Genomic DNA, 21,487 nt, shown 5'->3' with positions numbered 1-21,487 from the left:
CGTCTCTTCTCCATACGAGACGGTTTCTTTTTTTCTAAGACGTAGTATTTTTTTAGATACTTCCATTATAAAAATCCGCCACCTTGTGTTTCATTAGTGTCTCTAGTTTTTCTTTGTACAGCTTTGTTTTTACCAGTACCAAAACGATAATTAAAACCAACATAAACAGAACGGCTTTCCCAATTGAATTGGCCATATTGATCTTTAGGAATTTCTCCTGTAAAACGATAGCGCATCGTTTTAAATAAATCACTAAATTTTAGAGTCACTGTTCCATTTCCTTTTAGAATAGTTAGACTTGAACCTAAATCTGCTTTCCACATTGGTTTACCTAATAATTGTAAACCTAAATCGCGACCTCTATACATTCCGAATAATTGGAAACGTAAATTTTTTGTTGCTTTGAATGTGTTGTTAATACGAGCATTAAAGGCTGTTACATCAGCCGAAACAGCTTCGTCAGAAACGACTCCTCTGATTTTTTTATTATAGGCATCTAAGCTAATATTAGAACTAAACCATTTAGCAAAATCCAAAGTAGATGAAATTTCAAATCCATAAGCATTGTTGTCATTTAAGTTAGCATAAGATAGAATCTGCTTGGACGCATCATTAGGATTTTCATATAAATTTCGTGTGATTTCAGAATTAATTCTTCGGTAGAAAAAGCCAGTAGTTATAGAACCATTTTTTAATTTTCGAGTATAATTCAACTCATAAGAATAGGTAAATTGAGGCTGTAAAGCAGGATTTCCTTCGGAGTCAATTTGTGGCGTACTCCATTCTCTAATCGGATTTAATTGATTAATGCTTGGTCTGTCCACACGTTTAGATACACTTAAATTAAATGAATTCTTTTCGCTTGGAGAATAATTCACATAGGCTGAAGGATATACATTAAAAATATTGGTGTCAAAAGAAGCGCTTTCATCTTCTTTATTAAAAACAGCTTTGGCTTCAAAATGTTCTAAACGAGTTCCTGCTTGAATGTTCCATTTGCCCCATTGTTTGGAATAGGTCGCATAGGCTGAATAGATATTTCGGTCAAAAACAAAGTCGGAATTAGGAATTTCGTCAACCTTGAATTTGTTCTTTGTACTTTCAATTCTGCTTTCTAATCCAAGCTCTAATTTGCTGCTTTCGCTTATTGGATTTACATAGTCTAAATTTACTAAAGTGTTATTTCCTTTGGTGTCAATGTAATTGGTTTTTGGGGTGTATATATAAAAAGCGGCGTCTTCAATATTTTTAGTATTGTTTTGATTGATTTCCAGTTCCAGTGTGTGTCCTTCTTTTTTAAAGTTCGTTTTATAATCTAAGTTATAGGTTTGTCCCAGGTTGTCAACTGCATTTAAGAATAATTGATTGATGTCTTCTTGATTCACAAAGTCGATGTAAGTTTCCGAAAAGCCTTTTGCATCGAAAAAATTTTGATTGGTATAAAAGGAGATGGTGTTTTTTTCGTTCCAATAGAAATCAAAGCCCACTTTGGCAAGGTGTGAAGTGTTTTTATCTGTAAAAACATATTTCTGAAAATCTTCTTCGCCAGGTTCGGTAGTATTGATGTAGCCATCATTGTTGTATTTTCCATGATTCAATCCATAATTCGCAAACCAATTGAATTTTCCTGATTTATAATTCATATCAAAAGATGAATTTACTTTTGGCGTTATAGCAAATGTAACTCCGTTATTCACGCTTCCATTAAAGCCAATTTTTGTGTTTTTATTTAAAACAATGTTGATCATGCCGCTCATTCCTTCTGGATTGTATTTGGCCGAAGGATTTGTGATGAGTTCAATTTGCTTAATGGAGGCCGATGGAATTTGTTGAAGCACTTGTGCTGCATCCATGTTGGTCGGTTTTCCATCAATTAGGATTTTTACATTAGAGTTTCCTCTTAAACTTATAGCGTTTGTTTGAGGATCAACACTTACAGAAGGAATGTTGTTCATGATTTCGGCAGCTGTTGCTCCAGCAGATATTAAATCTTTCCCCACGTTGATTACTTTTCTATCGATTTTTTGCTCTACGATCGACTTTTCACTCACAATTTCTACGCTTTTCAATTCAATAGCATCTTCTTCAATGGCTATGGTGTTGAGGTTTAAAGTTCTGTTTTTTTCAGAAAGTGAAATCATTTTACTGACCGTTTTGTAACCCATAAATTGTATTTCTATTTTATAAGTTTCCAATTCTAAGTTTTTGAATAAGAACAAACCTTTTTCGGAAGTAACACCGCCCGTGATTACTTTGTTGTTTAGTAGTATTGAAATATTTACAAACGGTAAAGGTTCATTTGTTTTTTTGTCGATAACCTTTCCTGAAATACTTCCAGGAGCTTCTGTCGCAGGAATGGGGTTTGGATGTTTAGCTGTCATGGATACGATGTTTCCAATGAAGCAAAGTAATAAGAGTTTTAGTTTCATGATTGTATTTTTTTGAATTTTTGTTTCTAGTTGATAATGCAAATATATATCTTTTAGATAATACTTTGCAATACATAGTACTGTTTTTTATAAAAAAATAATCTCTTACAAATTAATGGGCTCGAATTAGAAGGTTTTTTGGGGAAATTTATCTTCTTTTCTGATTTTCATATCCGTCTATAATGATTATCTTTGCGCACTTTAAAAATTCATATACAAAATGACATTATCACAAACACTTACGCCATCTATAAAAAATGCTATTCAGGTTTTGTTCGACATCGAAGTTGATAAAGTTGAATTTCAGGCAACACGTAAGGAATTTGAAGGCGATATTACGATGGTGATTTTTCCTTTGTTGAAAATCATAAAAAGCAATCCAGTAGAATTAGGGAATAAAATAGGAAACTATTTAGTAGAAAATGTAGCTGAGGTTGCCAAATTTAATGTGGTTTCTGGGTTTTTAAATATTGTAATTTCGGATACTTATTATTTGAATTTTTTCAACGAAATTAAAGATGATGTTAACTATGGTTTTGTAACTCCAAGTCCAGATGACAAAGCTGTTATGGTAGAATATTCTTCTCCCAATACAAACAAACCATTACATTTAGGTCACGTTCGTAATAATTTATTGGGTTATTCGGTAGCCGAAATTATTAAAGCTTCGGGTAAAAAAGTATATAAAACACAAATTATCAACGACAGAGGTATTCATATCTGTAAGTCGATGTTAGCTTGGCAAAAATTTGGTAAAGATCAAACTCCAGAATCTACTGTTTTAAAAGGGGATAAGTTGGTTGGAAATTTCTATGTAGCTTTTGATAAAGCATATAAAGAAGAAATTAACCAATTAATGACTGAGGGAAAAACCGAAGAAGAGGCAAAAAAACAAGCACCAATTATTTTAGAAGCCCAGGATATGCTTCGCAAATGGGAAGCTGGAGATGAAGAGGTAGTGTCTCTTTGGAAAACAATGAACCAATGGGTTTATGATGGTTTTGCTACAACCTATAAGAATATGGGTGTTGATTTTGATAGTTATTACTACGAAAGCAATACTTATTTGTTAGGAAAAGATGTAGTTCAAATGGGATTGGAAAAAGGAATTTTCGAAAAAGATCCTGATGGTTCGGTTTGGATTGATTTGACTGCTGAAGGTTTGGACCGAAAAATTGTATTGCGTTCAGATGGTACAGCGGTTTATATGACTCAAGATATTGGAACGGCTATCCAACGTGTAAAAGATATGCCGGATGTAGGAGGGATGGTTTATACAGTAGGAAATGAGCAGGATTACCACTTTAAAGTGTTGTTTTTAATCCTGAAAAAATTAGGTTTTGAATGGGCTGATAATTTGTTCCACTTATCGTACGGAATGGTGGATTTACCTTCTGGAAAAATGAAATCTCGTGAAGGAACTGTAGTTGATGCCGATGATTTGATGAAAGATATGAGTGATACTGCTCAGCAAATTTCGGAAGAATTAGGGAAACTAGATGGTTATTCAGATGAAGAAAAAGCTAAGTTGTACAAAACTATCGGAATGGGAGCTTTGAAATATTATATTCTAAAAGTAGATCCAAAAAAACGTATTTTGTTCAATCCTGAAGAATCAGTCGATTTTGCTGGGAATACAGGGCCTTTTATTCAATATACTTATGCTCGTATTCAATCGATTATAAGAAAAGCTGATTTTGACTTTTCGAATGTAACTTCCATTGATAGTATTCATGAAAAAGAGAAAGAATTGCTAAAACAATTACATTTGTTCCCTGAGTTAATTCAAAATGCAGCTCAAAATCATAGTCCGGCTTTATTGGCTAATTATACCTATGATTTGGTTAAAGAATACAATTCATTCTATCAGGCGGTACCCATTTTAGGTGAAGCCGATTTAGAAATTAAAAAGTTCCGTGTTCAATTGTCTAAAAAAGTTGCGGACACAATTGCAGCATCTTTCAGACTTCTAGGAATTGATGTTCCAGAGAGAATGTAATTACAGAATTTAAACGGCTTCTTTTTGAGGTCGTTTTTGTGTTTAATAAAGTGTAAAATCAATGCCAATAAACTAATTATGTAATTGTCTAATTATCTAATTAGTTTATCTTTGCATTTCAAAAAAAATAACAATATCATGTTTGATAATTTAAGTGATAAATTAGACAAAGCCTTTCATATACTAAAAGGTCACGGTAAAATTACCGAAGTTAACGTTGCAGATACTTTAAAAGAAGTACGTCGTGCTTTGTTAGATGCCGATGTGAACTTTAAAATTGCTAAGGATTTTACGGCTAGAGTAAAAGACAAAGCAATTGGTCAGGATGTATTAACTACTTTACAACCAGGACAATTATTGGTTAAATTAGTAAAGGATGAGTTAACAGAATTAATGGGTGGTGATGTTGCAGGAATCAATTTGCAAGGACAGCCAACAGTAATTTTGATGTCTGGTTTACAAGGTTCTGGAAAGACTACTTTTTCTGGAAAATTGGCTAATTACCTTAAAACAAAGAAAAATAAAAAGCCGCTTTTAGTAGCTTGTGATATTTATCGTCCTGCGGCTATTAATCAGTTGCATGTAGTAGGAAATCAAATAGGAGTTGATGTTTATTCGGAACCAGATAATAAAAATCCTGTAGTTATTGCCGAAAATGCGATTGCTTTTGCAAAAGCAAACGGTCTGAATGTAGTGATTGTCGATACGGCTGGTCGTTTGGCTGTTGATCAGGAAATGATGGGCGAAATTGCACGTGTTCATTCTGCCATTAAGCCACAGGAAACTTTATTTGTTGTGGATTCGATGACAGGTCAGGATGCTGTAAATACTGCAAAAGCATTCAACGATATCTTAAATTTTGATGGAGTTATCTTAACCAAATTAGATGGTGATACCCGTGGTGGAGCTGCTTTGTCTATCAAATCGGTGGTAAACAAACCAATTAAATTTGTAGGTACAGGTGAAAAGATGGAAGCTATTGATGTTTTCTATCCAGACCGTATGGCTGAGCGTATTTTAGGGATGGGAGATGTTGTTTCCTTAGTAGAAAGAGCTCAGGAACAATTTAATGAAGAAGAAGCTAGAAAGTTACAAAAGAAAATCGCTAAGAATGAATTTGGTTTTGACGATTTCTTGGCTCAAATTCAGCAGGTAAAGAAAATGGGTAATATGAAGGATTTGGTTGGAATGATACCAGGTGCTTCAAAAGCTATGAAAGATGTACAAATTGAAGATGATGCTTTCAAACATATCGAAGCCATTATTTATTCAATGACTCCTGAAGAAAGAAAAAAACCTGCCTTGATTGATGTAAAAAGAAAAAACAGAATTGCAAAAGGTTCTGGAACCAAGGTGGAGCAAGTGAATCAATTGATGAAGCAATTTGACCAAATGAGCAAAATGATGAAGATGATGCAAGGTCCGGGAGGAAAAAACTTGATGAAAATGATGGGTGGTATGAAAGGGATGCCAGGTGGAATGCCAGGAATGAGATAAGATTTTTGTTTTAAAGTTTAAGGTTCAAAGTTTAAAGTTGTTGAATCTTAAACTTTAATTTTAAATAGAAATAACAATTAAAATTTTGGTTTAACTTTTAGTTGGGTTACCTACAGGAGAACTTTAAACTTTAAACTTTAAACTTTTTAAACTAAAAAAGAAAGATGCAAATACTAGACGGAAAAAAAACTTCGGAAGATATTAAAAATGAAATTGCTGCTGAAGTACAACAAATGAAAGCCAACGGCGAAAAAGTGCCTCATTTAGCTGCAGTAATTGTTGGTAACAACGGAGCAAGTTTAACATATGTAGGAAGTAAAGTTCGCTCTTGTGAGCAAATTGGTTTTGATTCTACATTGGTAGCTTTACCAGAAGAAACGACAGAAGCTGAATTGTTAGCAAAAATAAAAGAGTTGAATGAAGATGATAATCTAGATGGTTATATCGTTCAACTGCCTTTGCCAAAACATATCGACGAAGAAAAAATCCTTCTAGCTATTGATCCGCAAAAAGATGTTGATGGTTTCCATCCTACAAACTTTGGGCGTATGGCACTTGAAATGGAAACTTTTTTACCGGCTACTCCTTTTGGAATTATGGAGTTGTTAGAGCGTTATAAAGTGGAGACTTCAGGAAAACACACCGTTGTAATTGGTCGTAGTCACATTGTAGGTCGTCCTATGAGTATTTTGATGAGCCGTAAAGGTAATCCTGGTGATTCAACAGTTACTTTGACTCACTCTCGTACTAAAAACTTAGCAGAGTTTACAAAAAATGCTGATATTATCATTACTGCTTTAGGAGTTCCTGAATTCTTAAAAGCGGATATGGTAAAAGATGGAGTTGTAATTATCGATGTGGGAATTACTCGTGTTGAGGATGCTTCTAATTCAAAAGGTTATGTAATTAAAGGAGATGTTGATTTTGAAGGTGTAAGTAAAAAATCTTCTTTCATCACTCCTGTTCCAGGTGGAGTAGGACCAATGACAATTGCAATGTTATTAAAAAATACGCTTTTGGCTAGAAAAATCAGAAGTAGAAAATAAAATAGCGATAAACAATGTTTATAAGCCTTAAACGAAAGTTTAGGGCTTTTTTTATCTTAAAAATTGCATAAATTTTGTTGAAAATAACTTCTCAATACAATTTAATGGAATACTTTTGCAGCACTTTAAAAAACTCAATCCGCAGTGGACGATTATTATTCGGAAAAACTAGTATAATATAGCTTTTGAAATAGGTTTCAAAATGCTATTAACCCTTTTATAGCATTTTTTAATGAGAGCATTTTATAAAAATAATAACGGATTAATTGAAGTTGAAGCATGGACTCCTAATTGCTGGATCAATGTTGAATGTCCAACAAAGTCAGAAAAAAAATATTTACTTGATGAACTTCAAATTCCTGAAGCCTTCTATAATGATATTGCAGATATTGATGAAAGACCTCGTATTGAAGTCGAAAATGGATGGACGCTTATTATTCTTCGTATTCCAGTAAAAAGTAACGATGTAAAACTACCGTTTCAAACAATTCCAGTAGGAATCGTTTTTAAAGGCGAAATTTGTGTTACAATTAGTTTTCAAGAAACCGAAATGCTTACTGACTTTGTAGCTTACACTAAACGTAAACGAATCAATATCAAAGACAATTTTGATTTGGTTTTAAAATTATTATTGTCTTCTAGTGTTTGGTATTTGAAATATTTGAAACAAGTAAATCAAAAAATAAAATTAGCCGAAAATAATCTTGAAAAGTCTATCAAGAATGAAGAATTGCAAGCTTTATTGCAAATCGAAAAATGCTTGGTTTTCTTCATGACTTCCTTAAAAGGGAATGATATTTTATTGCATCGAATTCGAAATATCAAATCACAAAAAGAAAATTTTGATCCTGAATTGCTAGAAGATGTGGAAATTGAATTGCGTCAGGCTCAGGAAACTACAAATATTTACAGTGATATCTTAACGGGAACTATGGATGCCTATGCATCGGTTATTTCAAATAATATGAATACGATAATGAAGCAAATGACTTCTATTTCGATTATATTAATGATTCCAACCTTGATTGCAAGTTTGTACGGAATGAATGTGCCTAATAATTTAGAAAACAACCATTATGGCATTTGGATTATCATTTTTATTTCGTCTTTGTTGTCTCTTTTTGGAGTGCTTTTGTTTAAGCGTAAAAGATGGTTTTAAAGACTTCAGTATTAATTTTGGAGTTGGCTTTGTTTGGCTATTAATTCTTCCAAATTTTTCAATACAACGGGTTTGGTTATAAAATCATCCATACCCATAGAGATTGCTTTTATTTTATCTTCTTCAAAGGCACTGGCGGTAACCGCAATTATAGGTGTTGGATTTATTTGGTATTTGGGTAAAGAATGGATTTTTTCGGTAGCTTGAAAACCGTCCATTTCTGGCATGTGTAAATCCATGAAAATGATGTCATAGTCGTTTTTTTCATAAAGACTTAGAGCTTCAAATCCATTTTTAGCAATGTCTGCGCTTATATTTATTTTGTCTAATAATTTCTTTAAAACCTTTTGATTGATAATATTATCTTCTACAATTAATGATTTTTGAATATTTTTACTTTCTAGATTAGTAATGTTGGTCTTTGGAATTTCAATTCCAGTGGTGGACGTGTTAATGTCCAGGGGAATATCAAAACAAAAACAGGAACCTCCTTCTTTCCGAGCAGTAATTTTTAATTTAGAACCACCCATTAGCTGAATCAATTGATTTGAAATAGTGAGTCCTAATCCAGTTCCTCCGTATTTTCGAGTAGTCGTTAAATCGGCTTGTTCAAAGGCAAGAAGTAATTGCTCAATTTTATGAGTCTCAATTCCTATACCCGAATCGATAATTCGGAAATTAAGGTGTTGAATGTTATTTTCGGTTTTGATTAATTGCACATCAAGTTTTACTTTGCCTTCGGCGGTAAACTTAACGGCATTGTCTAATAGATTGATAAGTACTTGTTGTAATCTTAAATTGTCACATAGAATGGTGCTGTTGATGTTTCTATCAAAACTAAATTCAAGAGCGATGTTTTTGTCTTTAACACGGTACTCAAACAAACGAATTAGTTTTGATAATTCTTTTTTAAGATGGATAGGGTATTTTTCTAATTTCATTTTACCCGCTTCCATTTTAGAATGATCTAAAATCATATTGACTATTCCTAGTAAATGGTTGGCGCTGTGTTCGGCTATTTCTATATATTCTGTTTGATCAGTGTTTAAAGGACTCGTTTTTAAAATATTAAGCATGCCAATTACACCATTAAGAGGCGAACGAATTTCATGACTCATATTAGCCAGAAACTGCGTTTTAAATTTAGCTGTATTATTGGCTATTTCAGTGTTTTTTTCAAGAGTTATTACGTTTTCAACTAGTCTTTCTTTTAAAATTTTGTAGCTGGTAAACAAGAAATCAATTTCTTTAATGGATGATTTTTCAGTTAAAATAGAACTTGAATTTTTAAAATTGGAAAAAATAAATTGGGACATATCTAAGGACAAAGACTTGATGTCCTTGGTAAAATATTTGGAAATGTAGATACATAAAAATAGTGCAATTATTATCATTACGATGGTTTGTCCTATTTGCATGTATAATAAATACTTTTTTAATTGTTGGATTCTAGACTCATTTTGATAGATAATTTGATGAAGATTGTTTTCTATTGCCTCGTTTAAACGGTTTATTTCACCATAAATTCCCTGATTTGGAGATATTCCAAGTCTATTACTAAGAATGACTAATTGGTCGAAATAATATTTGTATTCTCTTAATGTGTGTTTTGTATTTGGACTTAGTTCAGCTAAACGAATTGTTTGATTGAATAATTGTTGATGTTTATCGATATAGGTTTGTTCAGAACGTAATAAATAATCTTTTTCATGGCGACGAAATTGTAATATGTAATTTTCGTTTAAATCTTTATTTTCTTCTAAAAGGTGTGCTTTTTCACGCATTTTACCTTCAACGCCGTAATCTTTAAATCCTCTTTTCAGTGCGATTTTTTTATACAAGGCCACATTTTTGATGAGACTATCAATTTGAATGAAAAGATTGTTTTGTATGCTAGAATCGACGTTAATGTATAAATATTTCGATTCCTTAAAAATTTGATTGAGTTCTTCTCGCTGCTTTTTTAAATTAGAAAGGTATTCTTTTAAGTCCTTTTGACTTTGGTTAATGTAAAAGTTTTTTTCTTTATAACCATACAGTAAGAACGTTTGAAAACCTTTTATGTTTGCACTGAAATCTTGTGAAACCCTAAATGATTGATAACTATAATTGTTGAGATTGTCAATTTTACGATCAATTGTTAGGTAGGTAAGAAACCAAATCAAGATGATTAGAATCATCAATGAAAATGATATAAAGATTTGGACTCTAAAATCACGAACGTTTGGGGCTGAAAATTTCAATTTCGAGGAGGTATTTGTACGCGTAAAATTATAATGTAAAAGTAGGTTTTAGATTAATTTTGATAGAAGAAATAGTTAATTTATTGTTGTTTTTGATTTTTTTAAATTCCAAAATATTTGATAGAATAGCTATTTTATCAGGAACTCTTAGAAACACTTCTGATTGTAGTTTTTGTTTCAGTAATAGGATATACCTCGAAGTAGATAAAACAAGTACGTATCGTTTTTATTAATGCTATGTAAAGTGTATTTTTAACATTTAATTGTGGTTTTTTTCTGATTTTATGTTTAAGTTTGGTGTTGTTTGACAAAAAAAACTTTCAAAATCTAACCTTTTACCAACCAAAAATTATGAAAAAAAGCTTAACTCTTCTTGTCCTGCTTCTTATAAGCAGTGCGATTTTCTCGCAAAAAATAATTGAGAAACCCGACTACGGTTTTAGCAATCTTCCGGGAAAACTAACAAAAATTGAATTGACTGATTCGGCTACGATCATTCATTTTTATATTAAATATCCAACAGGAGCCTGGATTTTTATTCCTAAGGAATCTTATATCCAAGATGTAAACGGAGGCGAAAAATATTTTGTTACCAAAACCGAAGGGATTCCTTTAGGGGAGCGTTATACCATGACAGAAAGTGGAGAAGTAAGTTATCAATTGCATTTTCCGAAATTAAATGCTTCTGTCGATAAAGTTGATTTTGGAGAGGCCAATGAAGGTGGAAACTGGACTGTATATGATATTGTAATTAATAAGCAAGAAACTGTGTCAATTTTGCCAAAAGAATTACAAGGCAATTGGTTGCAAACAGATGGAAGCAATCAATGGGATTATAGTTTTTATGCTCATCAGGCCGTTGTAGATCAAGGTGTTTGGAATTATATAAAAGTGGAGAAGAAAAAGAATAATTATACGATAGTTCTTGAAAACAAAGGAAAGCTTAAAACAATATATGCCCAGATTGATAAAAAAGGAAATCTAAGTTTAGGTGAGGATAAACAAAATTTAAAAATGTATAGCACAAATAAAGTAGATAATCCAAATTATAAACCAGTTCATGATGAGGTATTTACCGATGCAATTTTTAAAACTGATTCAGCAACGTATTCCGGAGTTATAAAGGGGTTTTCTCCAAGGGCTGGGAAAAAAACAGGAATGATTCATGTGCAGAATGTTTTTGCTTCTAACCAAGATTCTTATTTAGTTGAAATTGCAGCTGATGGAAGTTTTTCGGTGAAGTTTCCAATTAATCATCCCCAAACCATTTATGTTGACTTATTAGGAAATCGATTATCTGTTTTTGTAGAACCAGGAAAAGAAACGTTTCAATTAATTGATAGAGATGTCTCTCTTTTTATGGGGGACTGTGCCAGAATAAATTCGGATCTTTTAAGTTTTGGCGATCCTTATAGACAATACGAAGCATATAGAGAACTTATGGGCTTAATTTTAGAAACCAGTCCTGAAGATTACAAAAAAGCTTGTTTAAATATAAAAGACAACCAACTTCAAATTGTTGAGGCGATGTCTAAAAAACAATTTATCAGTCAAAAAGCGCTTCAAATTAAAAAACTGGATGTTGAGTTTTTATGTTATGAGCAAATATTGAGTTATGAAATGAATAGAGAATCAGCAGAAGGAAGTAAATTATTTGGTACATCAACATCTGTCCAAAAATCAGTAGATTTTAAATTAGATAAATCCTATTTTGATTTTATAACACCATCTGTTTTAAATAATGAATTAGGAGTATTGTCTAACAATTACTATTTTTTTATAAATAGATTGAGGTTTGCTAATATTTTTAGGAATGCTAATTCAGTACGTTATTCTTATAATTCTTTTTATGAAAACATCGAACTTCTTCAAAAATCTGGAATTACTTTAACAGCCTTGGAATTGCAGATGATAGCCGAAGGCAAAGAAATTGATAAAACATTCAAGAAATCAATTGATTTTTATAATGCAAATCAAAGTGGAATTCAAAAATTTATAGAGAAGCACAAAGAAGTTTATACCAAATTGCAAAAAGACAAGCCTAATATTAATGTTACAATCCATGATTTAGCAACTTATTTAAAAAGTCAAGGAATTGTTTTTACTCCTGAAGAAAAGGAATTGCTGTCTGCTTTCAAATCAGCTCAAGCGACAAAAAAGGAAATAGCTATTCAAAAAGCATATTTTGAAAAATATGGTGAAAGTTTAAAGCAATTTAATGAAAAGTATAAAGCAAATTTTCAAGAAATTGAAGCAGAAAAACGTTTTGAAGAGTACGCTGAAATTGATTTCCAGGAGTTAAACAATAAATTAAATGATGTATTTGGTACAAAGGAATCTTATGTTTTTGATGTAATTACATTGCAAAAACAATCTGGAGATTTAGAAAGAAATTTTATTCCATATAGTGTTAATCAATTAAAATGGATACAAGGAAAGATCAACAATCCTTTTTTATCCAATTATATTGTTTATGAAAATGATAAGCTAAAAAATAAACTGGAAGCTAATAAAACTAAAACAGGTTTTACAGTAAATCAATTAAAGAAATCGGCAGGCGATGAGCTTTTTGATTCTATGATCGCTAAGTTTAAAGGCAAAGTCATTTATGTTGATTTTTGGGCAACCTGGTGTGGTCCTTGTAAACAAGGAATTAAAGAAATTGCCCCATTAAAGGAAGATATGAAGGATAAAGATGTGGTCTTTTTATATATTACAGGAGAAACATCTCCGTTAAAAACTTGGGAAAATTCTATTCCAGATATCAAAGGAGAACATTATAGAGTTACAGCAGACGAATGGAATTATTTGACTCAAAAGTTCAACATTTCAGGTATTCCACATTATGTATTAGTGAACAAAAATGGAGAAGTTGTCAATCCTAAGTTGGGACATAACTCTAATGAATCACTGAAACAAATTTTAGAGAAGGAGATGTAATTTTAATATAAACAATAAATATTGTAAACTCCCTGTAATTTTTTCAGGGAGTTTTTTATTAAATAAATGTAAATTAAGTTTGTCAATTAAAAATAAACTATAACTTTGCATTTCAAAGTACTTTAATTATGAATCAAAAGCACCAAGAAGATTTATCACATATTCGTTCCATGATGGAACGTTCTTCACGATTTATTTCCTTAAGTGGACTCTCAGGCGTATTTGCAGGACTTTCAGCTCTAATAGGAGGTTTGTATATCTGTTTACTGTTAGAGCAAAATGGGATGAAATGTTATGGTATTGAAAACTATTCATTTTCAAAGGACTTGATTTTGCAATTGATCCAAGTAGGAGTTATGATTTTTGTTTTTGCATTAGGTTTCGGAATTTTGTTTACTGTTAGAAAAAGTAAAAAGAATGATTTGCCTATTTGGACTTCCAGTACTAAGAATATGTTGATTAACTTAGTTATTCCTTTATTCGTAGGAGGAATTTTTTGTTTAGGCTTATTATATCACAATGTTCCTTTTTTAATAGCATCAGCTACCTTAGTTTTCTATGGTTTAGCTCTTGTAAATGCAGAGAAATATACTTTTTCGGATATTAAATATTTGGGTTACCTCGAAATACTTTTAGGTTGTATTTCGATGTTTTTTATTGCTTATGGTTTGTTGTTTTGGATTTTCGGATTTGGTGTTTTACATATTTTGTATGGTTTGATTATGTTCAAAAAATACAAATAAGTCATTATAACATGGGGATGATAGATAAATTAAATAAAGATTTCGAAAGTCGTGTACGTTTAGGTATCATGTCGGTACTAATGGTAAACGATTGGGTAGATTTTACTGAAATGAAATCGCTATTAAATATAACCGATGGTAATTTAGCTAGTCATTCTAATGCATTGGAGAAATCTCAATATATTGAAGTAAAGAAGGAATTCGTAGGGAAGAAACCTAAAACATCGTATCGAGTAACTAATTTAGGACGAGTAGCGTTTAGCGCTCATCTTAATGCTTTGGAAAAATTATTTAAGTCTTAATTACCTTTTTTTTAATCAATAACTTTGAAACACAAAGTACTTTTAAATTTTAAATTATGAAAAAAATCCATTTTATCTTAGCGAGTAGCTTACTTTTTACACTTCTTTTTTATAATGAAGGTGTAGGAGTGAATTTAGCCATTTTTGGTTTTGCACTTACAACCATAATTTGTTATTACTTCCATGAGCAACTTAAATCAAGGACTCATTTAGTATTAGTCATAACCTCTATTTTGTCTAGTTTTGCCTTTGCATGGTATGGCGATTTTGCTTCTTTTTTAGCGTTGAGTTTATCCATTATTTTTTTACAGTTTAAGACTCAAGAACCCAATTTGAAAATGTTGCAAGTAATTCCTCTTGTGTTTTTAAATGGAATCACAACAATGGGTAGGGTATTTATGTTTAGTCAGTATATCCCAAAACGTCAAGTAAACAATGGATTTGCTAAAAAAATAATTGCTTATTTTGTAATTCCTACTGTGTTTTTAGGATTGTTTCTTATTGTTTACACTTTTGGAAGCAAGCATTTTTCGGCTCTGTTTACAGATTACTATTTAGATGTTGATATTTGGGATTTAATTCTAATCGCTGGTTTTGGATTTTATATTTCATTTAGCTTTTGGAATTATTGGATTCCTGAAGTTTGTTATGAAAAAAATGAACTTTTAGATGATGATTTCAAAGAAGGAGAAAAAGAGCTTAAACAAAGTTCAATTTCTTTTCTAGATATTGATTTCGAAAGAAAAAGTGGCGAAATTACTTTATTTCTCTTAAATGCTTTATTGTTAGTTTTTATTGTGACCTATAATTATGAGCAGTTTTTTGAAGTGGTGAAAAAATCAAAATTAAGTTCAGATACCCATGAAAGAGTTAATGCGGTTATTTTCTCGATAGTTATGGCAGTAGGTGTAATTTTATTCTATTTTAAGGGCGGTTTTAATTTTGATACAAAAGCAAAATCGCTTAAAAATTTAGCTAAAGTTTGGATTGTTTTAAATAGCGTTTTGATTCTTAGCACGCTGGTTAAAAACTCAGAATATGTGTCTTTTTATGGGTTGACTTATAAACGTTTAGGTGTTTATGCGTTCTTGATTTTAGCCATAATTGGTTTGATTATTTCATTTATAAAAATCAATAAGCAAAAAACAAATGCTTTTCTTTTCAATAAAATGTTTTGGTGTTTTTATGCAACGATTTTATTATGCAGTTTTATCAATTGGGGGAATTTAATTACGCGTTATAATCTAGCGGTTAATAAAGGATTGGATTATGAATTTTTAATAGATTTGAATTTCAATGATAGTCTATTTATGGAATATTTTAAAAGCCATCCTGATAAAGTTAAGGATTTGTATTTTTCAAAAGAAGATGCAATTTTAAATCATCAAAAAGATACTTTTCTATCAAAAGCACTCTATTATGAGTTTGTAGAGGTTAAAAAATAGTCAAAAACAAACAGCCCATCCTTTCAAAAAGATGGGCTATTTGTTTTTTAATAATCCCCTCTTTTCTTAAATCTGGGATCGTCTCTTTTGATGAATTCTGTTTTTCTTTTAGGAACTTCTGTTTTTGGTAAACTGGCTTCTTCCGTTTTGCTAGAAGGGGCAATTAATTGGTTTAATTCTTTGATTTCGGCATCGGTCAGTTCACGGTATCTTCCCACTGGAACATCTAGCGAAATATTAATAATTCGGATGCGTTTCAAAGCCGTTACTTCATAACCTAAATATTCACACATTCTACGAATTTGACGGTTTAAACCTTGTGTCAGAATAATTTTGAAAGTGTTTTTACTAATTTGTTCCACCTTACATTTCCGGGTTACAGTATCTAAAATGGGTAGACCATTCCCCATGCGTTGAATAAAACGATCGGTAATCGGTTTGTTAACTGTTACGGTATATTCTTTTTCGTGGTTGTTACATGCACGAAGAATTTTGTTGACAATATCACCATCATTCGTCATAAAAATCAATCCTTCCGAAGCCTTGTCTAAACGGCCGATAGGGAAAATACGTTTTGGATAATTGATGTAATCCACAATGTTGTTACGTACTTCCAGATTAGTTGTGCATTCAATTCCTACTGGTTTGTTGAAGGCTAAATAAACGGGTTTTTCATTTTTTTCGTGAATTAATTTACCGTCAATGCGCACTTCGTCATTTGGCCCTACTTTAGTTCCTAATTCAGGAACGACACCATTGATGGTTACACGACCCTCTTCGATGAATTTATCAGCTTCACGGCGAGAACAAAAGCCGGTTTCGGCAATGAATTTATTAAGACGTTTTAGATTTTCTTCCATAGTGCAAAACTAAGCAATTTCGATGGGAATATTTGTGTAAATATTATTGACCACAGATTAAACAGATAATCTCTGTTTCTAATAAAAAACTTAGCAATCTTTGTTTTTTTTGCGAAACTCTGTGAAATAAAAGCTTATTTAAAAAGAAATTGATATACTTTTTGATACAGTTCTTCGTCATGAAGTTTATGCCCTAAACCTTTTGTTTCCACAAATTGGACATCTTTCCAGGATTGCGCTATTTTTTTCCCTTCTTTAAAAAGAACAATGATATCATCAATATCATGAGCCAAAAATCCTTTGACATTAATGTTAGAAGCAAATTCATGAGCGCTAAATTGGTGCAGATTTTGTTCTAAAATAGAGGTGTATTTATCTTCTAAGGCTTTTACAATCTTATCATTTAAGCTGAGCAACCGAATAAAATTATTGAAAATAATATTGAAATCACTTGGCGCTCCTAAAATAACCATTTTTTGAACGGTAGGATTTTGGTATTTGTATTGGTAATACAAACTTGTTTTTCCACCTAAAGAATGTCCTATAATGTAGTTGGCTTGGTATTTTTGTGCTACAATATCAATAAATTCAGCATATTTAGGCACTGTAAATTCGGTTCCACTAGAGAGTCCTTGCGCAGGACCATCAATAGCTATAATGGTGCTACCCGATTGTTTTAAGTAAGGCAGCATTTTTTTCCAGCGGGAAGAATTGCTTTCCCAGCCATGAACGAGTAAAATAATGGTTTCGTTACCTTTCCAAATGTAGGTTTGAATGGAGTCCTCATTGTGTGAAACCGTTTCAAGTTTGGCTTCTTCTAGGAATTTAGGTAATTTGTTTTTTTTGAATTTTCCTTTTCTAGGCATACTAAAATAACCATGTGCTATTTGGGTTGCCTTGTCTGGGACAATAAAACTCAGGAGATTGATATAGATCCCAATCGATTTTGTAAGGAGGAAGTAAACAGCTTTCTTCATAATAAAAAAGTCCCGATGATTAATCGGGACTTAAATATACTTAAATACTTGCGAATAAGTTTTCCATTTTTTGTTTTTCTTCTTCAGCTAAACTACTGTCAACTAAAATTCTTCCTGAATGCTCATCGATGATGATTTTCTTTCTAGAAGCAATTTCTACCTGAGTTTGTGGTGGAATAGTGAAAAATGATCCTGCAGAAGCACCTCTTTCAATCGAAACTACTGCTAATCCGTTACGTACGCTAGAACGAATTCTTTTGTAAGCGGCTAACAATCTTTCCTCGATTTGCTCTTGGAATTCTTGCGATTTTTGAGTTAAGAATTCTTCTTCTTTGGCAGTTTCTGCCATGATATCATCTAACTCTAATTTTTTGTGTTTTAGGTGATTCGATTTTAATTCTAATTTCTCTTTAGATTGAGCAATGATTTCTTTTTTGTGCTCGATAGAAGCTTTCATTTCCTTCATTTGCTTTTCAGCTAATTGGATTTCAAGTTCTTGGAATTCAATTTCTTTACTTAAAGAGTTGAATTCTCTATTGTTACGAACACTTTCTTGTTGTTTTGTATATTTTTTGATAGCTTCTTTGTGCTCATCGATGCTATTCTTTTTAGCTTTAATTTGCTCTTCAATTACTTCAAGCTCTGCTTTTAGTTTCTCAGAACGAGTGCTTAAACCAGCAACTTCATCTTCTAAATCTTCCACTTCAAGAGGAAGTTCCCCTCTTACATTTCTAATTTCGTCAATTCTAGAGTCAATCAATTGTAAATCGTAGATGGCTCTTAACTTGTCCTCAACACTTAATTCTTTCGTATTAGTCATATTTCTATATTCTATAAGTACTTAACTGGATTTGTATTTTCTTCTGATAAAATGATTGCAAAATTAAGGATTTTTTTTCGAAGATAATCAACAATATAATTTTTTGTATAGCGTTCACTTTCAAAATGTCCAATATCGGCTAAAATTAGTCGATTTTCGGCTTCGTAAAACTGGTGATATTTCAAATCGGCAGTCAAAAATGCATCAGCTCCGGACTGAATGGCATTTTTGATAGCAAAACTTCCGGAGCCACCTAAAACTGCAACTTTTTTAATTGGTTTTCCTAAAAAGGCGGAATGACGTATCCCATCGGCCTGCATTTTGTCTTTTACCATGTTTAAAAATGCAGTTTCGTCCATTGGATTATCTAATTCACCAATCATTCCCAATCCAATATTTTGATGTTGGTTTTGCAAATCATAAATTTCATAGGCTACTTCTTCGTATACATGATTTTTGAAAAGCGCTTTTAGAATTTTAGATTCTAAATATTTTTCAAAAGTAACTTCAATCTTGATTTCATCACTTTCCACAAATTCAAATCGTTCTCCGATTTCTGGATTACTATCTTCATTACCCATATAAGTTCCAATTCCTTTCGAATTGAAACTACAATCTTCGTAGTTGCCAATTTTCCCTGCACCTGCGTTAAATAGAGCATTGCGCAGTTTTTCGGCATTTTCAGGAATGGTATAGGTAATTAATTTTCGAATAAAATTTTGTTTCGGAATTAATATTTTCGTTTTAGTTAATCCTAGAGCATCGCAGAAAATTTTGTTCACACCTTGTTGATGATTGTCTAAAGCAGTGTGAACGGCATAAATGGCAATATCATTTTTAATGGCTTTCAAAATGGCACGTTCTACATAATTCTTACCCGTAATTTTTTTGATACCCGAAAATAAAATAGGGTGGAAGCAAACCACTAAATTGCAGTTTTTGTCGATAGCTTCGTCAATTACATTTTCTAAGGCATCATGACAAACTAAAACGCCAGTGGCTTCGGTACTTTGATCACCAACCAGTAAACCTACATTGTCAAAATCTTCGGCGTAGGCTAATGGAGCCATTTCTTCGAGTACGGAAATTATTTCTTTGATTGTCATTTTTAGTAGTTTAAAGTTCAAGGTTTAAATTTTAAAGTTTTGCAGCTCTAGAAATTAAACAAAAAGAACAAAAATTATATTTCAAAGATAAAATATTATATTTTCGTACTTATGATTTTACTTAGAAAAATACTCTTTCCTTTCGCCATTTTGTATGGTTTGATAACCAGTATTCGTAATTTTCTTTTTGATAAAGGCATTTTAAAATCCTATAGTTTTGATTTGCCTGTGATTGCTGTTGGAAATTTGTCGGTAGGAGGAACGGGTAAAACGCCTCAGATTGAATATTTGATTCGTTTGCTTTCGAAAAAGTATAAAGTGGCTACTTTAAGCCGTGGATATAAAAGAAAATCTGAAGGTTTTGTTTTAGCTGATGCCAATGCGAATGCCACAATTTTGGGTGATGAACCTTTTCAGTTTTTTCAAAAGTTTCCCCAGATTCAGGTGGCTGTTGATGCGAATAGGAAAAATGGAATCGAGCAATTACTTTCTCAAACTTCAAAACCCGAGGTGATTTTATTGGATGATGCCTATCAGCACCGAAAGGTAAAAGCGGGATTTTATATATTATTAACGGCTTACGGAGATATTTTTGCGGATGATTTTATGTTGCCAACAGGTAATTTGCGTGAAAGTCGGACTGGTTCTAAACGAGCCGATGTGGTTGTGGTAACCAAATGTCCGCCTAATCTTCCGGAAGCAGAACAACTTTTGATAAAAAAGAAATTAAATTTAGCCACTTATCAGGAATTGTTTTTTAGTTGTATTGCTTACGATGAGTACATTTATTCGGAGAATCAAAAAATTGAAGTAACCGAAATAAAAGAAGAAAGCAAATTACTTTTGGCTGGAATTGCTAAACCGGAGCCTTTTTTTACTTATTTAAAGAATCCAAATGATGTATGTTTAATTTATCCGGATCATCATCATTTTTCAGAAAATGATATTCAGGAAATTAGAGGCAAAGCACAGGATGCTATCATTGTTACTACCGAAAAAGATTATGTTCGATTAAAAGGAAGTTTACCAAATGAACAATTATTTTACTTGCCAATACAGAGTAAATTGCTTTCTAATGCCGATTTGTTTGATAAAATAATAAACGATTATGTGGGAACTTGTACAGGAAACCGTTAGTTATATTAAAGATAAAACCAATTTTACACCAGATTATGGAGTGATTTTAGGTTCAGGATTAGGAAGTTTTACGAATGATATTGCCATCGAATTTACACTGCCTTACACCGAAATTCCTAATTTTCCAGTTTCTACTGTTGAAGGTCACAAAGGAGCACTAGTTTTTGGAACAATTGGAACAAAAAAAGTTGTCGCCATGCAAGGTCGCTTTCATTATTATGAAGGTTATTCGATGCAGGAAGTGACTTTTCCAGTTCGTGTCATGAAGTATTTAGGTGTTCAAAAATTGATTGTTTCGAATGCTTCTGGAGGAGTAAATCCGAATTATAGAGTAGGTGATATTGTGATTATCAATGATCATATTAATATGGTTACGGAACATCCGTTGCGCGGTAAAAATGAGGAACGTTTTGGGCCGAGATTCGTCAATATGAGCGAACCTTATTCTAAAAAAATGATTTCTCTTGCAAAAGAATTGGCTCAAAAAAATAATATTGAAGTCAAAGACGGAATTTATTTGGGTTTGCAAGGACCTACTTTTGAAACATTAGCCGAATATAAAATGGTTAAGATTTTAGGAGCTGATTGCGTAGGAATGTCAACCGTTCCTGAAGTTATTGTCGCGCGTCATATGGATCTAGAAACTTTTGGGGTTTCGGTTATTACCGATATGGGGAATGAAGAAAGTATTGAAACAATTTCTCACGATGAAGTTTTAGAAGCCGCCCGAAAAGCCGAACCTAAGGTGCGTAAGTTAATTCAAGAATTGATTTTAAATTACTAA

Annotated in this window: 16 protein-coding genes; 10 read left to right on the top strand and 6 right to left on the bottom strand. The window is 32.1% G+C overall.

Annotated features, from left to right (window positions below):
- Positions 1 to 65: 65 nt before the first annotated feature.
- Positions 66 to 2,429: a TonB-dependent receptor domain-containing protein gene (locus tag ACFPTQ_RS12725; protein ID WP_379777908.1), complete on the bottom strand. Its 2,364-nt coding sequence runs from the start codon at positions 2,427 to 2,429 to the stop codon at positions 66 to 68.
- Between the two features lie 220 nt (positions 2,430 to 2,649).
- Between ACFPTQ_RS12725 and argS the strand changes: the two genes are divergently transcribed.
- The 4 genes from argS (at position 2,650) to ACFPTQ_RS12705 (ending at position 8,130) form a co-directional block, all read left to right on the top strand.
- Positions 2,650 to 4,428 carry an arginine--tRNA ligase gene (gene argS, locus ACFPTQ_RS12720; RefSeq protein WP_379777907.1) on the top strand — a complete coding sequence of 593 codons (1,779 nt, stop codon included), beginning with the start codon at positions 2,650 to 2,652 and terminating at the stop codon, positions 4,426 to 4,428.
- 138 nt (positions 4,429 to 4,566) lie between these two features.
- Positions 4,567 to 5,925, top strand: a complete 1,359-nt coding sequence (gene ffh / locus ACFPTQ_RS12715) for a signal recognition particle protein (RefSeq protein WP_379777906.1) — start codon at positions 4,567 to 4,569, stop codon at positions 5,923 to 5,925.
- Between the two features lie 164 nt (positions 5,926 to 6,089).
- Positions 6,090 to 6,971: a bifunctional 5,10-methylenetetrahydrofolate dehydrogenase/5,10-methenyltetrahydrofolate cyclohydrolase gene (locus ACFPTQ_RS12710; protein WP_379777905.1), complete on the top strand. Its 882-nt coding sequence runs from the start codon at positions 6,090 to 6,092 to the stop codon at positions 6,969 to 6,971.
- A gap of 232 nt (positions 6,972 to 7,203) precedes the next feature.
- Positions 7,204 to 8,130: a magnesium transporter CorA family protein gene (locus ACFPTQ_RS12705; protein ID WP_379777904.1), complete on the top strand. Its 927-nt coding sequence runs from the start codon at positions 7,204 to 7,206 to the stop codon at positions 8,128 to 8,130.
- Between the two features lie 11 nt (positions 8,131 to 8,141).
- Here the strand turns inward: ACFPTQ_RS12705 and ACFPTQ_RS12700 are convergent, their stop codons facing one another.
- Positions 8,142 to 10,373, bottom strand: a complete 2,232-nt coding sequence (locus tag ACFPTQ_RS12700; RefSeq protein WP_379777903.1) for a response regulator — start codon at positions 10,371 to 10,373, stop codon at positions 8,142 to 8,144.
- A 351-nt stretch (positions 10,374 to 10,724) separates the two neighbouring features.
- Between ACFPTQ_RS12700 and ACFPTQ_RS12695 the strand changes: the two genes are divergently transcribed.
- From ACFPTQ_RS12695 to ACFPTQ_RS12680, 4 genes are all read left to right on the top strand, one after another.
- Positions 10,725 to 13,313: a TlpA family protein disulfide reductase gene (locus ACFPTQ_RS12695; protein WP_379777902.1), complete on the top strand. Its 2,589-nt coding sequence runs from the start codon at positions 10,725 to 10,727 to the stop codon at positions 13,311 to 13,313.
- 128 nt (positions 13,314 to 13,441) lie between these two features.
- Complete coding sequence (locus ACFPTQ_RS12690; protein ID WP_379777901.1) at positions 13,442 to 14,056, top strand: hypothetical protein; 615 nt, start codon at positions 13,442 to 13,444, stop codon at positions 14,054 to 14,056.
- An 11-nt stretch (positions 14,057 to 14,067) separates the two neighbouring features.
- Positions 14,068 to 14,358: a winged helix-turn-helix domain-containing protein gene (locus tag ACFPTQ_RS12685; protein WP_379777900.1), complete on the top strand. Its 291-nt coding sequence runs from the start codon at positions 14,068 to 14,070 to the stop codon at positions 14,356 to 14,358.
- Between the two features lie 56 nt (positions 14,359 to 14,414).
- On the top strand, positions 14,415 to 15,803 hold the full coding sequence (locus tag ACFPTQ_RS12680) for a DUF4153 domain-containing protein (RefSeq protein ID WP_379777899.1): 1,389 nt from the start codon (positions 14,415 to 14,417) through the stop codon (positions 15,801 to 15,803).
- 47 nt (positions 15,804 to 15,850) lie between these two features.
- Here the strand turns inward: ACFPTQ_RS12680 and rluF are convergent, their stop codons facing one another.
- The 4 genes from rluF to ACFPTQ_RS12660 form a co-directional block, all read right to left on the bottom strand.
- Positions 15,851 to 16,663, bottom strand: a complete 813-nt coding sequence (rluF, locus tag ACFPTQ_RS12675; protein WP_379777898.1) for a 23S rRNA pseudouridine(2604) synthase RluF — start codon at positions 16,661 to 16,663, stop codon at positions 15,851 to 15,853.
- Positions 16,664 to 16,797: 134 nt separating this feature from the next.
- Positions 16,798 to 17,640, bottom strand: a complete 843-nt coding sequence (locus tag ACFPTQ_RS12670; RefSeq protein WP_379777897.1) for an alpha/beta hydrolase — start codon at positions 17,638 to 17,640, stop codon at positions 16,798 to 16,800.
- 40 nt (positions 17,641 to 17,680) lie between these two features.
- A complete protein-coding gene (locus ACFPTQ_RS12665) occupies positions 17,681 to 18,460 on the bottom strand; it encodes a zinc ribbon domain-containing protein (protein ID WP_379777896.1) in 780 nt (259 codons plus the stop codon).
- A gap of 11 nt (positions 18,461 to 18,471) precedes the next feature.
- On the bottom strand, positions 18,472 to 19,566 hold the full coding sequence (locus ACFPTQ_RS12660) for a Nif3-like dinuclear metal center hexameric protein (protein ID WP_379777895.1): 1,095 nt from the start codon (positions 19,564 to 19,566) through the stop codon (positions 18,472 to 18,474).
- Between the two features lie 111 nt (positions 19,567 to 19,677).
- Here ACFPTQ_RS12660 and lpxK point away from each other — a divergent pair, with 111 nt between their 5' ends.
- Positions 19,678 to 20,703: a tetraacyldisaccharide 4'-kinase gene (gene lpxK / locus ACFPTQ_RS12655; protein WP_379777894.1), complete on the top strand. Its 1,026-nt coding sequence runs from the start codon at positions 19,678 to 19,680 to the stop codon at positions 20,701 to 20,703.
- The gene (locus ACFPTQ_RS12650; RefSeq protein WP_379777893.1) at positions 20,675 to 21,487 is read left to right on the top strand and encodes a purine-nucleoside phosphorylase; all 813 of its coding nucleotides are present in this window, start codon (positions 20,675 to 20,677) and stop codon (positions 21,485 to 21,487) included. Before lpxK ends, ACFPTQ_RS12650 begins: the two co-directional genes overlap by 29 nt.

The sequence above is a fragment of the Flavobacterium sp. GCM10022190 genome, from assembly GCF_042656445.1.
GTDB classification, from domain to species: Bacteria; Bacteroidota; Bacteroidia; order Flavobacteriales; family Flavobacteriaceae; genus Flavobacterium; species Flavobacterium nitratireducens.
Note: the sequence above shows the minus strand (reverse complement) of the source record. Positions and strands in the feature narration are given on the sequence as shown.